At 51.8% G+C, this 15,167-nt stretch carries 6 protein-coding genes; 1 reads left to right on the forward strand and 5 read right to left on the reverse strand.

The genetic code is table 11. The annotated features are described in order from the left end of the window. Window positions 1-3: 3 nt before the first annotated feature. Both AC1D1M_RS00875 and AC1D1M_RS00880 read right to left on the reverse strand, forming a co-directional pair. Window positions 4-1,194 carry a hypothetical protein gene (locus AC1D1M_RS00875; RefSeq protein WP_477762222.1) on the reverse strand — a complete coding sequence of 397 codons (1,191 nt, stop codon included), beginning with the start codon at window positions 1,192-1,194 and terminating at the stop codon, window positions 4-6. A gap of 351 nt (window positions 1,195-1,545) precedes the next feature. Further along, the gene (locus tag AC1D1M_RS00880; RefSeq protein ID WP_477774113.1) at window positions 1,546-5,310 is read right to left on the reverse strand and encodes a hypothetical protein; all 3,765 of its coding nucleotides are present in this window, start codon (window positions 5,308-5,310) and stop codon (window positions 1,546-1,548) included. Window positions 5,311-6,322: 1,012 nt separating this feature from the next. On the opposite strand from AC1D1M_RS00880, the gene AC1D1M_RS00885 reads away from it, so the two are divergent. Further along, on the forward strand, window positions 6,323-6,625 hold the full coding sequence (locus AC1D1M_RS00885) for a hypothetical protein (RefSeq protein WP_477762224.1): 303 nt from the start codon (window positions 6,323-6,325) through the stop codon (window positions 6,623-6,625). Between the two features lie 329 nt (window positions 6,626-6,954). Here the strand turns inward: AC1D1M_RS00885 and AC1D1M_RS00890 are convergent, their stop codons facing one another. The 3 genes from AC1D1M_RS00890 to AC1D1M_RS00900 all read right to left on the reverse strand — a co-directional run bounded on the left by AC1D1M_RS00890 (window position 6,955) and on the right by AC1D1M_RS00900 (window position 15,054). Beyond that, the gene (locus tag AC1D1M_RS00890; protein WP_477762225.1) at window positions 6,955-11,484 is read right to left on the reverse strand and encodes an NACHT domain-containing protein; all 4,530 of its coding nucleotides are present in this window, start codon (window positions 11,482-11,484) and stop codon (window positions 6,955-6,957) included. 100 nt (window positions 11,485-11,584) lie between these two features. Further along, entirely contained in the window at window positions 11,585-12,778 is a 1,194-nt protein-coding gene (locus tag AC1D1M_RS00895; protein ID WP_477762226.1) for a restriction endonuclease, read from the reverse strand. 17 nt (window positions 12,779-12,795) lie between these two features. After that, complete coding sequence (locus AC1D1M_RS00900; RefSeq protein WP_477762227.1) at window positions 12,796-15,054, reverse strand: nSTAND3 domain-containing NTPase; 2,259 nt, start codon at window positions 15,052-15,054, stop codon at window positions 12,796-12,798. Between the last annotated feature and the right edge of the window lie 113 nt (window positions 15,055-15,167).

Consider the following 15,167-nt stretch of genomic DNA (forward strand, 5'->3'; position numbering starts at 1 on the left):
AGCTTAGGCTCTCCCACTGATACGTTGTGCCAACCTCTTATAGAAGCTCGGCCACTTGAAATACCCGGAATGCGCGCCAGTAACGGGGAAGCCGGTGTTGTATTTGAAATCATGCACGGTAGCGGACACAGCCCCTGTGAACGTCGGCAGGACAAGGAAGCCAAGTACATCATTGGTGTCGACGATATTCAGCCAGCGCTTCGCACGCTTTGGCGATGCGATGGCCTCACGAGGAACGGCGGTGGGGTCTGTTCGTCCGGGACTAGCCCAGAGCAGCGACATCTCCTCGAACAGCCCGACCTGTGACCCAACCGTAACCCAGACATCGATCTCGAGATCCGAACCTTCGGCGTAATGTGTGAGGATGTCGTAGACGATTTCACCGCCGAAGCTATGGCTGATGACCACCAAGGGTTCGCCCTTTGCGCGGGCTAAGGCGGAGGCCTCACGCAGCGACTCGAGGACGGCAGCAGCGATCGGGCCAGGCGTCGTGCCATCGCCGCGCTCCGCCAGATACCTGAACGCATCTCCAATGAAGGTGGCGACTTTGCGCGTCAAGGGCCGGCGCGACGCGGCCACGACAGCATGGGAAAGCTGATCAGGACCGAGCAGCGTCAGGCGTTTTGCGCCTTCCTCTAGCATGCCCCACAGGCCACCGCCGCCGAAAGTCTCGACGTTCCCGGCACTCTCCACCGGGTTAATACCATCGAACACTTGATCCAGCACGTTGTCTTTGGTGCACTCAGCCAGCCATGGCGCATCGAGATCAGCCAATCGATCCTGAGCCAATTGATAGGCCTTGGCCACAGCGCGGATGTCCGCATCGGTCTGGGCGTCCTGGATGACGGCGTCGAACAGCAAGTCGATAGCCACATCGGGACGACGTCGCGCCAGCGCATCGAGGGTATCGCCGTTCTGTACGACACCGTCCGCCACGCTGATACCCAAGGATGGGGGGAGCTCGCTGCCGCCGCCCCCAAAGGTTTCCACCTCGCTACCCTTCGGGATCACCTCTAGGTCTCGCCAGAAGCTGACTCCGTCTCCCCCCCAATACGGCGCGTAGACAGAGTGCTCCGGATCAATTCCGACGACAGGTGCGACAATTTTCCGGAGAAACGCTGCTCTTACCTGTTCCTCCCGATCGTATTCAGCGCCTTTCCGATTGTTAACGCCATGAACGAAGACGAATGGCATGACCGCTCCCTTAATTGCTCACTTTTTATCGATACATTGCAGTCGGGAATACCGATAGCAAGTTCGTCTAATATCCAAGGATTGCCGCTGCTGAGCGAAACAAAGGTAATCATGCTCGTAGCCTCAAACGTCAAGCATCCTGCGTTGAGGAGCCCCAGGTACTGCCCTCTGGAATGAGGAAGCGGTAGGCTTGTGAGCAGTAACGCAGCAAACGTAAGGCCGAACTCGAGTCGATGAAAACCACTAAGTGCCATACTGGAATGCAGTCAGCATAAGCGAGCTCCTTGAACGGAATACAAGCAAGTATCTCAAAAGGGGCATCGTGATCTTGAAGCCACGATCCCCTCATTTTCAAAAGCGTAAGGCTTGCTGCTGTGCCGCCGTGTCTGCACGCTCGGAGTCAGCATCCCAAGATTGGGCAATACGCTGAAGCATTGCGCTGGTACGTACAAACTCCGAGGACACTTCTGCCCACTCACGAGATTGACGGGCCAGGGCACGCTCTTGGTCACCGCCCTCCCCGATCTGCTTACTGAATACACCCCGCATATTGATCCTTTCGATGCTGATGCCACGCTCAATCTCCGCGGATGCCAATAACTCAATGACACTACGCACGGCCTCATGAGGCCATGCCTCGTCTTTTAGACTCAACGGAGCATGAGCCAATACTTGACCGATCAATTGATCAGCAATGGCCTGACGATTTTGCTCTTTAGCCAATCGTCGAACGTCTAAGCACCATCCCAGCAGCGCAGGCTCGTCCACCTCTTGATCGGTTTGTCCGGGCAGCGTCTTAAGGCTCTTGAGCAAGCGATAAGCGTTAGTAGCGTATTTTCGATCATGTTCGGAGACTTCCCTTGGATCCTCATCTTTCGCCCTGAAAACCTTACAGAGCATTTCCATAAAGAAACTGGGTTGTTCAAGCAGCATTCTATGCAGGGCTCGCGGATCGTTACGAAGCGCAGGAAGGTAGATGAATTCCAAGCCCGCCAATTGCTGAAGCGTGACATCCGATCGCTCGGACAAATCGCTGATGACTTTCTCAATGTCAAAGAAGCTAGACGCCATCCGAGCTCCTGGGCTGGAATTTCGCTCTGCAACGCCATCAGCCAGTAGAGACACGACATCATTTGTTGGGATTTCACTGAGCCGACGCGATACAGCACTCAATGCAGCAGTAGGGCGTTCCACAGCGCGGTATTTTTCGACGGCAAACAGAAGCTCTTCTGTGCCAGCAGCAATGGGGTATGGTGATTTTTGCGTCCAATAGGCACGTTCAATCTCCTCGCCAAATGACGCTACGTACAGCCAAGTTTGCATCTGCTCCGGCAGAGACTCAAACATTCGCCCGATACGATCGGGACTTAGTACGCCATTCTGTAGAGCCGCGCGTGCGGCCTTTTCCCATCTCTGCCCATAGCGAGCTATTCCATCCGCCATCGCCGAACCCGCCGCTAGTTCCAGTTCTTGAACAGAGCTGCTGATAAGGCTGCTGAACAGTTCGAAGAGCTGGTCATAGGGCAGCTCAAGACCTCGGGCTGAATAGATAACCAGCCGTGGAACCTTCACGCACCCCATCAATTCCAGGAATCCCTGGACTCCCAGCGACTCGTGGATTTCCTTCAAAGCACTCAGGCGAGCGCAGTCAACAACCTTGATCGGATCAGCATCCTCGTCATCAACCCCTTCAACAGGTGGCATGAAATCATCGAAGAGCCAACTGTAGGTTTCCACCAGCGTTGTGGGCAAGTACTTGTCGATTAGGTGCGCCAGCCTTTCCACTCGCTCCTGCGGCATCGCCCAGTCGAAGCTAGAATATTTTTGGTGACGCTTAACCTCTCGATGCAAAGCCTTCCAGATTATCGTTCGGGCGTCCCCCTCCAAAGCGCTCAGCACCTCGTCGAGACGGTCGACAACCGCTTCAAACGGGTCATTTTGAAGGTTGGGCAACGCGTCAACTAGTGTGCTCCAACGCTCCGCACTCAGGCCGACTTCATCGATCGCCAGTGCCACGATTTTAGCTTCACTTTCCCAGACCAAACCGTAAGTCAGGGTTTCACCGTGATCCTGCTCGTACTCTCTAAACTTTGGTTTTTCCGTAGGTGAACTGTTGTCGCTAGATTGAGGCAGCAGCTTAGCGAGCAGTGGCCAAGCGATACTCGGAACAGCTTGCACAGTTGCCTGCAAGACAGCCAACCGGCGCTTTGTTTTGACCGCGGTCCCTGGTACCCACGAGAGGAAAATGGCTCGCAGGCTATTGATAGGCCGATTGTTCAGTTTGCCACCTGGGTCAATTGCAGCAAGCTTCGCAAGGCAGAGCACTGCTCGATCAAGCAACACGGAATCCCAAGCAAGCACCTCCAACGCCCACAGCAGACCGCAGTGATATGTGACAGGGGTGAGCATCCCAGGATGCTCGTCAAAAATGGGACGGATCGAAGGCGATGCGCCCTCAAGCTGACGCTCAAGGGCCTCTAGAAAAGAATTAGGAGATGCCTCCGCCAGCAACGCCAGATCTTGTCCCAAGCTTGCCATCAGCCTGTGATCGGACGATAAACCCGGGAGCGAACGAATTAGGTCATCTACGAAAGCTTGAGGGTGACCACCTGCAATGGTGAACCCTGCTGGCTCGTGCAGTACAGCCATGTGAAGCAGTGTGGTCATCAAACCGTTTCTAAGGTGGTCGCTGTGTGAGGTCTCGCGCTCACGCTTATCGTGGAGCACGAACGGCTCATCCGCACTAGGGGGGGTGTGCGACTGTGCTGCTTTGTCAAAGACGGTGGCCACAGCATCTTTGAACAGTTGAAGGTGCCTACGCCCAATTAGGGGGGCAAGATGCAGGAATGCATCAACTGACGCCTTGGTTGCCCACAGATTGCCTACGCACTCGATGGGCGAGTCCTGCATGACCAGGTACTTGCGCAGTTCGTCCTCCGCTTCGTCGTAGTCCTTCTGACTCAGAGAGCTGAAAACAGACTGATCAAGTTCGCTACCGGACACCCATGCGCCCGCGAGCATTACCGGTATTAGCGGTTTTGCATCTTCGAGCCACGTAGGCTTTTCAGCGGTGCCGCCAGGGCACTGCCTTGCCAGCACTGCCAGACTTCGCCCACATTTGCGTGCAGCCTCGTACCCCTCGTCGTCCGACATACCCATCTTGACGAAAGCTTTACCAAGTTCACGGCTAGTTGGTCGACGCAATTCAACGTGATCGTGCTTTTTTTCGTCTGCGCCGGCACTTATAACTGTGGGCCCATAAGACTTGAGCTGCCCCGCGCAGCTGCGAGCAGCGTTTCGAGGCAAATAGATGAGATTTGATGTGTTAATCAGAAATCTCGCAGCGTCCTCTGTCTCCACGATCACGGTACGTGCTTCGAGCGGTCTGCGTACCGCCTCGGGAGCCATGCGTATAGCGGCGACGGTGAAAGCTATAACCTCATCGGGGGTGTCAGCAGCAAATGCCAGGCGCCCGCCCTCTTGGGTAATTTTCTGCAGCAGCTCCTCGGCTTGAGTTTCGCGTCCGGCGAGCAAGACATCTTCCACGAGTGGAGGTGCGAAGCGACTTGAGAAGGACTGCCAAAACTCCTCCGTACTGAGAACACCATTCTGAGGTGCGATTCTGAGCTCGCAACTCGCCCACCGAGATGCCACGGCCGGGCATTTGGCAAGCCAATCCTCCAGCAAAGGGCCGTCAAGATAGACAACACTCTTCCAATCCTTGAGACCGTTTTTCTCAGCAAGCCAGTCCTCCACTTTCTCGGTCGGCGTATTCCAAGTCCTAGGCGTCACGATAACCAATGTGCACTTGGTCCTGGTTTTCTCATCGACCTCATCAGTGCGCTTCTTGTAATCCGATTCAGCCTTGGATTTTCCGGCGCCGTTGGTTCCAAACTCCCAAATAGACATCCCATCAGGCACAAAGGAGGAGATTGAGTCGACGTCAAGAAATCCGTCAAAACCACGAACTTGGCCCTTGTCACCCTGCAGGAACCTCAGCCTCCTGACTTTCGAAGCAGTACCCCAAATCAACTCGGCCACGAGGCCTGGCATTTTATCCTTAGCTTGGAGCGTATCGGCCCACTGCTCCAGTTCGAGCGCTTTGATCCACTTCAACGTCAATCTCCTTTGAATGTCCCAGCAATGCTCGCTGAGTAAAAACGCCTCCAGGTGGCAGAGAGCCACTCTACTCTACGTCGGAACGGAGTTGCCACCACCGAGGAGATTAGTAATGACAGGTGCGCGGACTGAAATGAGGTGCGTGTAGCAAGGATCTTAACGTCGCAAAAAGTGACCAATGAACACAAGACGCGTCACCTGTGTAGCTTGTTCTAGAGGTATGGATTGCCGGGCGGCTACGAACCATTTTTTTCACTCGAACAGCACTCAACTGGAAAACGACCAAGATGACTGACTTAGGTATGGCCTGCAGGAAGCAAACCTATACGCGCGGCGCATGGTAGTCCAACTGACTGGAAGTAATGGTCAGCTGGCCAGCAGTCAGCGACCGCTCATCATGGCGCTCGACCAGCCACGCATTTGGCTACGAGCGCAGAAAGATTTCACCGCGCGCCTGCAACATGCGATCAATGACGATCATTCCGGGCGTACCTGCCAATTTCAAATGGGGCGTTCCACCGAAAACCACCAAGTGCCATACTGGATCACTGTCAGTGATACCCGTTCGCAATCGCTCGTGTACTGAGTGCGAGTGGGGGCAAATGCATGGGCATAACCGGCAATTTTCGGCCTAAAACTATCGAAATAGAGCCTCATTCAGATGTTCTTTGGCGACCCTGAGAGTCTCTAGGCTTCGTCGGGCAGGCTGTTTATCTGATTGCCACACCCGGGGGTGTCTGAGGGCATGCTTTGGATGGTTTGAAAAGGATGCCCCCAGCCTAAGGCCAAGCATGCCATTGATGAGGACAGCTCCTACCGGACTCTCTGCGAGTCGATAGACCGGCCTGAGGCTTTCAGCGGAACGGTGCAGGATGGACAAAAGCGCCGGCATCGTGGCTACTCAAAGTGCCCGAGACGCCAAACCAGCTAACGCGGTGAAGGGCCTGATCGACCACACGATCAAGCGCTTGAAGAAGCACCAGAGAATGCCGAAGTCGATAGCTATGAGGTGCTCGCCAAGAGTGCTTGTAGTGATTTCAGAATCATCGTGGAGAAAGCGATCGAGTACATTCTGCTGGCAGATGTGGTGGGCCGCTTCCGCCGCGCGATTAATACCCAGGGCAAGCTAGATAAAGTTGCCAAGGTAACCGCTGATGACTGCTCATTTATTGATGATTTGATGACCCGCTACTCCGTGTTCGAGCATGCTCAATCAGGAGAGCTGCAGAGCAGCGCGCTTGAACTGGCGGTGTTTGAGGCTGACGTTACAGCGTTGCACAACTGGATAGCTGAGTTTTCGGCGCGTAAGTAAAACCGCTAATAGCTTGGCCAGAACCGGGCGTGCTACCTGATTCTGGTCAGGCTCTAGCATGACCGCATAACGCGGAATGCTAGTAAGATTAGACGGCAAAAATACCAAACACCATACCATTTCCTATCAAGCTACCGGCGATGATCGGAGTGCCCACCGCACACCTACCGCAATCAGAACAAAACCAAAGAAGAGCGCGCATTTGAAATTGACTGATCGCGCTCACTCTGGAGTTTTACTTAACTGCTTATATCCGTTGGTTGCTACCTCATCATCGAACAATACTGCTAATCGGTGAAATAGCGGCAGCTTTACCAACGCTTACTTAATTACTCTTCAATAGCACCAGGTAAAAACTCTTTAGATTGACCATTGGCCTCATCTTTCGCCCATTGTATCATTTTAGGCTTGCCACGCTCAAACCAGACGACCCCTTCAGAACGCCTCCAGGCAGCATCCTCGTTAGATCCCCCGGGCCACACACTCCTCTCTGCAACGAAGATCCAAACACACGTTAGACCATGCTGCTTAAGGAAATCTTCAAAAAGCTCCCTGTCGACAAATGCATAAGACCCATCATTGGCCGCATCACTACTAATGAATTGAACATTACCATCAGTAGTGCAGTAGCTACCCAATGTGCCGCGAGCAGGGTTCAATTTTAAATCTCGCGCAAGCCAAGGAGCTGGCAAAATTGTGTCAGTCCCGCTCGGCAAAGAGCGGTCCAGATGTGATTCCCATAAGTATCTCACACAAGGAGTCGCCACTCTTATTGATTTTCCGTTGCTGAAATTGAAGTCAGAGTACATCTCCTGAGGCCAAGTGGAACGCCATGGAGCTTCAAGAAGAAATCCTGCGTCCGTACGCTGAGTCGGAGACCAACTGTCAACATCAATACTTTTTTCGCCTTCAAGGTATTGAATAAATTTACGCCTATCCTTTTTATCTATTACAGCCGGCAGCAGGAATCGCCACTCTTCCTGCCTCAACCCATGCTGAGTTACTCGACCATCTTCGTACCTTATTCTGTTCGAAGCATGCTCATACAGCGTCAACCAATGTCGCCCACTGGCATCAATCCGAGAAATAAAACTGGGAAACTCAGTTGTAAAATCAGCAGAGAATGGCCACGCAGATAATTCATCCTCGCTTGTTGAGCCAACATCTATCGCACAGAGATCTACGCCATAGAATTTTGATGGAGTTTTCTGTTCATCCGTTGGAGGCATAAGTATTGTGGGATCAATATCTCTGTGAAAACCAACATCGAGCGGATTTTGATACACCCTCGCGTCTTCATTGAACGACTCAGCAAGCCAGTAGTTATCCGCCAGCCGACACAACAACTCATCAAGCGCCAGCCACTGATATTTTTTCCCAATCCTTTCAGTTAAAGCTCGCTGCCTCGTATCACGTCCATCGCTCCTAGATCTATCATCCGGAAACAGCTTGGACGTCCAACCAAATCTATAAGCTCTTTGGGCAACCCACCGCTGCGCGCTTTCTACATCTATTCTGGCCAGCTGCCGAGTACCCCTAGATTTAAGATCAAAATTGTGACTGTACTCAAGGGTGTACCTAGTTTTTTCATCATCGGACAAAAGCGCCATCAAATCTGCCTGGTAGGCCTCCATGGCTTTTATAGCTTCGTCGATGTTGGCTTTCTTCTTATTACCGGCCTTTAAAAGCTCAGTAAAAGGATTACTACCCCATTTTTGCTCCTGCATCTTCTCAAATATTTTTGCTCTCTTAGCGTACGGCGCTATGACCTCCGCTTTGAATGATTCCTCAATTTTTCTGGGTGACTTCGGTGCAGGAGAGGTCAGCACAGCGTCCAAAAAATCTCTGACCCGAGGCTTAACCTCGTAACTAGCAAAATCCCCCATCAAGCACGCGCATGAATAGTAGATTGTATCGTCCCCGGCTGCAGAGGCTACACGCTTCAGCTTTGCGTCCGAAACATTCAGTTTGGCAGGCGCCGATGAATATGGAGGTCGACAGGCATTCAAATCCACGCCCTCATCTAAACAATCCAGCGATACTGCCCTTTCCACTATCCCCAGTGCATAGTCGCGAACAAGCAGGGAAAGAGGGACGTCTTTCGTGTTGAACACGTAATTATAAGCAGTTCCGGCGTACGATTTGAGACGATGAATGGTTGGATCAATACAAGACGCCCCGTATCCCGCAGCATGCACGCGCTCCAGAATATACAAATCATCCACGCTGGAAAACGCCGCGCACAATCTGTCATAAAGCCTAACTTCAGCGACAAACAAAGAAGTCAAGGCTTTAGTGCAGTAATCGCGAACCTCTCGATTGGAGGCCGTTGTGAGCCAAGCTAGAGCTAGAGAGCACAAATACTGCACCTCTCCGTCTGTCTTGGGCGTCTGGTCTTGAATACTCCAGCTCCAAAGCCGCTCAACAGCACCTCCTTCGTCGAGATAAAGTTCATTTACCCTAACCGTCCAGAAGGCGTCTCGATCAGCAAGCTTCCTTTCAATTAAGTTGTCATGAAGAAACTCAGCGTTCCATGGATGCTTTTTACCCGCGCAAAGCTCAATCAAAATAAAGAAATATTGTTCATCCTCTAGTGCCAGCTCATTAAAAATCTCTAGAGTTCTCTCGGTAAACGCATCGGTATCTCTCCAGCGAATGCTTTCAGCAAACGCCTCGCGGAGCACACGATTAAACAACCACTTTTTCGAGTTGCCCGGCATCACATCAAAAAGTTCAACACCAAATTTTTTGGGAACTTGGATAGACAGAGCCTCAACTAAGCCACTCCACTCCCATCTAACTTTAGAGTCTTTTAGCACAAAACTCAAAATCCCCGCTTCGAGCTCAGCAGAGATATCAGTAGTGGCGTCAAGCAGAGACTCTGCAATTAAATGATCTTGCAGCCGTTGAAAGCTGAAACGGATGACATCATCAGCTAAAGCAAACGGATCATCTGACACTACCAACGGATTTGGATCAAGACGAACTAACCCATTGCGAAGCAGCACAGTCAACCAAGTCAAACCTACAGGGATAGGAAAACCTGCAAATGCAGCATTACTAATGGCTTCAGCACTTGCTTTCGATATGAAATCATTTCGACCAAAAGCCATGGCCTTCGCGATCCCCAACAATGATTTCAACATCGACGGGTATAATTCACTACTTCCGTCATAGCCCGCCCCCAGATTCACAGCGACGCTTTTTAAGTAAAAACTAAATATACTTTTTGCGCCGTGAAGCCCGACAGGAAACTGCTTCGCGCCTAACTGCACCAGTGCCATGCATGCACTGCGCAGAAACAATGGATTTACAAACTCAGATGCCAACCAAGGATTGTTCGGATGAGAAATCCCATAATTACTCAAGTACACCTTGGCCGCTCGTCTTTGTTCACTAGGACTTGCAAATCCGTAGACCTTGAATTTTTCTACGCTTTTTAATACTGCCTCACTCACAATGTAATTTGTATATTCCGCTCGACAACTAACCACAATTGCCAAATTAGGATATTTACGAACCCGCGAGAAGAACTCTGCCAGTTCGTTCTTCCATAGAGCTGCTCCAGCACCCTCATTGATTGCATCAACCAGTATCAGACCGCGACAGCTTCGCGCCTCTGCCTTAGCATTAAGAGCTTGCAGCAACGCCTCTGGAGAAATATCAGTGAGCTCCAGGCGGGATGTAATCTGCTGCCAAACATTGCCCAAACTCAGTTGCTGCCCAAGTACAAGAAGAACGGGCTGATCATTTCGCAGACATTTCTGCGCAGCATTTCCTAGAAGGTGAGACTTCCCAGTTCCAGCCCTTCCATCAATCAGCGCACAGCGATCACTCTCTGCCTGGAAGTATTTAGAATCCAACAAGCTAATTAGACCATCTATCGCGTCCACCACCCCGCTACATTTTTCTAGCGCGAATTGATACGTGGACTTATCTAGGCTTGAGTTGTCGTTCCCGGAGTGCTGCGAAATAAGCTTACGCTGAAATTCTCTGATCTTCTTAACCAGTTCGCGCGCCATCTCAATACTAGCTACAATTGGCCAGGGGTCGAAGTTTTCTAAACCAGCAAAACCTAGAACCCCCTGCAACTCACTAACAATGTGGCCAGCAGCAGCAACATCAGGCTGCAAATCCGCGATGGACCTTGAAGTTGACGAAGACAGCCGAGTAAAATTATCTTCAATCGTCAGAGCAAAATCTTGTATTTCGCTTTTTACAAGCTTGCTTCGACCAATAACTTCAAATAATCTTTCAATTTCCACCTCAACATGATCTTCAGGGTGATATCTTTCCTCCAGTGATGTCAGCGCTCGTTCGACATGGTCTTTGAACCAAGAATCAGAAAACTCAACGCCTCCGAACCAGTAACGACTCACCCCTTCACAATCTGGCGCCATCAATTTATCTGAGATTTCAGACGCCGGCCATGCGACAAAATCAATATCATTTAAACCCAACTCAGCCCGGCGAGCATTCCACTTAGCAACACGTGTTTGCCAGTGTTCCCACCCAGTAGTTCCCTTTCCCTTCACGCCTGCCTTGTCGGTTAAATCACATGCCAGGGCAACGACATACTTGATCAAGGTTGGATGAGTAGTGATTGCCTGCTCAACGGACTCATCGATCTGCCCCCAATCAATATTACCTGTGCGAGTAAAAAATTTAGCCTGATAGCCGATTTTCGAGCCGTTAGTAAGTAGCCAGTAGGCTTCTACACCTCCATCCCCACCTGCCCCCTCTACCCGTCTAAACTCCTTCGCCTCGGCCGGCCTGTCTCTTCTTGCCAGCTGACACATTAGCGACTCGAAAGACTGACGCTGACCTGTTTCCAAACCCCTGATTTTGGAAAAATCCATATCTGTATATTGCCTTCCATTCTTAACCGAGAACTGAATTTCGTAGCTGGTAGAAGTTTTTATTTATCATTAGGAAAAATGGCTCCCACAATACTAACATTCAGTCAATGTGACTGAAAAAACAAGACTGGCGATTCCATTTGGAATACAGATTTCTGCCATCCCAGTAATCAACTTTTCCTTGATCGTCGACAGTTCGCTTAGCTCGAAAGACGGTGGCGGCGTTCCTCGCTGCGAGGATCCGGTTGTCCAGGATAGGTACCTCATGCCCCTCGAGGCCATGTCCATCCTGACTGACGATCCGTCTTGGTAAGCGCATCAACAGAGCCGCATGCCTGGTTTCTTTGAGCACAAGCGCGAAGGAGTTGGTGATCGTGCGGTATCCGGTATCTGCATGAAGAACCAGGGCATGACTGCCACCTTCAATACAGCGCAATGCCGACAGCAGGTGCTGATCGGACACAAGCAACGACTTGTCACGAATAATCCCTTCTTGGGCTTGCCTACACCAATCAGCAATATCTGCTGAAGTCCTTAAATCCAGCTTTCCCTCGCACCGCCCGGCGAAAGCTTCAACTCCTGGGAGATACCGTGAAGTAGTCACAAAAATGCCGCGCTCCGCCTTCTCAAGAGACACTACACCGAACAGGGCCTGGACTGCCTCGAGACGTATTGGCCACTTGGGATCGTAACGCTTGGCTTGAACCAATGTGAGCGTGTCGCCTAGAGGGCCTCGTTGAAGGAGGCGAACGTCTACACCTCCATCACCGACCCCAGGCCCAACCTGCGATTCATATCCCAAGGTCTGGAAAACACGGGAGAGCAGGATTTCGAAATCTCGAGGGCTAAGGTTGTGGAGTCGTTCAGGACGAGCTTGGAAATACTGGTAAAGCTCGGCGTACACATCACCAACGTCTTCGACGATCAGGCTGCACACCCACTTCCAATGGAAATACTGATCGTAAGCGGCCTGCACTTCGTCCGTAGTTGCAAAGAAATAGTAGGAGCAACCGTCGTTGTTCTCGAACCAGAACCCATGCGACTCGCAGATATGATCAAGCTCAGCCCGCAAGGGAGGATCAAGATCTTCATCCAGCAAACGAGCTAAATCTCCACTGCTGTAGAGGATGAAGACCACTGCCTCCTCTCCTGGCTCACCCTGCACACGCTCTGCGTAGGACGTAAAGCCGCTGTCGTACCAGAGGTCATTTCTCTCCGCCCACAACTTGATATAGTTCTGAGCGTTGAGAATTCGTTGCTCGAGATCGCGATCGGAAAATGCAGACACCGGCATACCCTCGTTTACCTGGTCTAGAGATCGACATCGTCAAAGATGTTTCGGCCGCCCTCCTGTGCAGATGGCCGCATCAGATCGCTTCGGCCAACTGCTGGCTCTTCTCCCCGCTCCTGTGATACTTCACTCACCCAATCGTCGACTCGGCGCCTTTGGGTTTCGACCACATCCTCCACCCTGGGCCATTCTGGGAAAGCCGCACGTATTCCCTCTAGCTGATCAATAAAATCAGAAAGGTGGTAATCAGGATCATCCTCATAGCTATACGTTTCCTGCTGAGACTGGCGAATCCTGTCTAGGTCAGGCAAGACATGCTTCTGTACATCGCTGTAGAAGTCTTCCCGCTCCTGATCACCAAAGAATTCATGCATGTCCTCATCGTAGATGTACCCTAGGTCATCCTCATCGAACACAAAGCCGTGAATCTTGGTCGAGATAGCATCTCTGACTGACTCCGGTAAATGACCTTGCCGAAGCAAGCGCAGAGCCAGGTCAGACGACTTCGTGAATAGGTTTCTCGCGAAATCTCGAGCCAGGCTGGAGGTCAACTCTCCATCAGTTTTCGAGTACATGGCCAGGAATACGTGGTCAGTCCTGCGCAGCAGGAAAGAGTACAGTCTGCCCCGCCTCATGCGCTCCACGTCGGCCCCAAAAGTGACGTACTGATAGCATCGTTGTACGATCGCTGCAAACATGCTCGAGGGCAAAATCGTCGCATTCTGAATGCCCGTATCGCCGCACGTCACAAGTTCCATCAACTGCTCAAGAGGTGTGCCATCTACAAAAATCTGCAGATGATCAGGACTCTGGGCGAGTATTAACGCAAATGCATCTCCAATCGTTGGGTGCTTGTACCGCCAAAAGCGTCCTTCAGCAGTATCTGCCACTTGTACAAAGCTTCCCCGGAGACTCTCAAGCGCACGGATGCAACCGGCTTGGTTACCACCCAATCTTTCAATTGTCTTCACCTCATCCCCTGAGAGGTTTATCGGGCTTTCGATTGCTCCGTGCTTCATGTAAAGCAAAGCCAATGCGGCCTGGCTTTCGTCATCCATGCCCTGCATTGTCTCAACGAGCCATCGCTCCTGCTTGGCGACAAACTCATCGATACTTCTTTGGTCGATCTTGAGGGCCCTGGTGAATTCAATACTGCCCAAGCGCCGAGCTGTCTCGGGAGCGAACCGACTGTGAGCTGCCACCGCAGGAAGAAACTCCTTTAAAGCCGTCCGAACCCGCCGCGGTTGGTTGCCAAGCTTCACATGGTTGTAGAGGATTTCTGACTTTTCTCGTGGGGTCAGCTCTTTCACGTCGATGACCACCTGGCTTTCCTCGATCAAAGGAAATGCCGTTCTCTTGAGATCACGCCGTGCGCTGTTGTAGATGTAATCACGGCTAGTCAGGACTACCCGATGGCCCGCTCGGATCATCGTCGAGAGCGCAGGGAGTATCCGGTTCCATTCCATCACCAGGTCGGCTTCGTACTGCATCGCCCCAAAGGCGTCATCAACCCAGATGAACTGCGATGCTTCGTCCGTATTCCAGTGATCTCGAATTTGCTCGGGCTTTTCCAGCTTCAACACCCTACTTCCCCACTTATCCATCGCACACATGGCCATAAGTGAGGCAATCGTCGTCTTTCCTGCAGCGGGCTCTCCAACCAGGAGAACAAAACCATGCTGCTGAAGGGCCTGGAGTGCTTTGCGATAGGTGCCAGTCACAACAAGCTTTGAAAGCTCAGGAAGCTCCGTCAGCAGCGCCTTCGTCTGTTTGTACCGTCTTTCATCCAAGATCTGACTGAGGTCACCCAGACCATAGAGCCGAGGCACATTCATGCGCAGGTTACTGTTTAGCTGGATCTTCTCGCAGATCCATGTGGAGCCCAGCAGCAGAACGTGCTTGACCCCAGCATCTTCAAACGCCTGCTTGATCTTGAGATGGCTCTCCCCAGTCCAGTCGCCGTTCGTCATCAGAACATAGACATCACACTGTCCCTTGGCGACGAGTCTGCGCACTTTTTCACGCTCACCAGCTACATCTGACAGCGTGAGATTATGATCACGGCGCGATGTGAACTTGCACTGGAAGACGAACGCGCCTTCATACAACTCATTTGGCTGAGGAGACCACGTCCCCTTGAACCCACCGTCGCGACCTCCATCATTTCCCTCAAGGAACGTCTCGACCGTCTGACCCAATACCGTAGAGGCTACGGCCATGCATAACTGCTGAAAGCTATGCCAACCCAGGAGGTGAAGGTCGTATTTAGGGACGCTCATCTGACGTTCGATCCTTGCAGCCAAGTCCTGATGCCGGACAAAGTGCCATCATAGCGGAATTGTCGAAATGCCGTGCCTGGAGATAGCGGCAGCACTACTTTCTAATCTGGATC

The sequence above is a fragment of the Pseudomonas sp. P1_F7 genome, assembly GCF_056405655.1.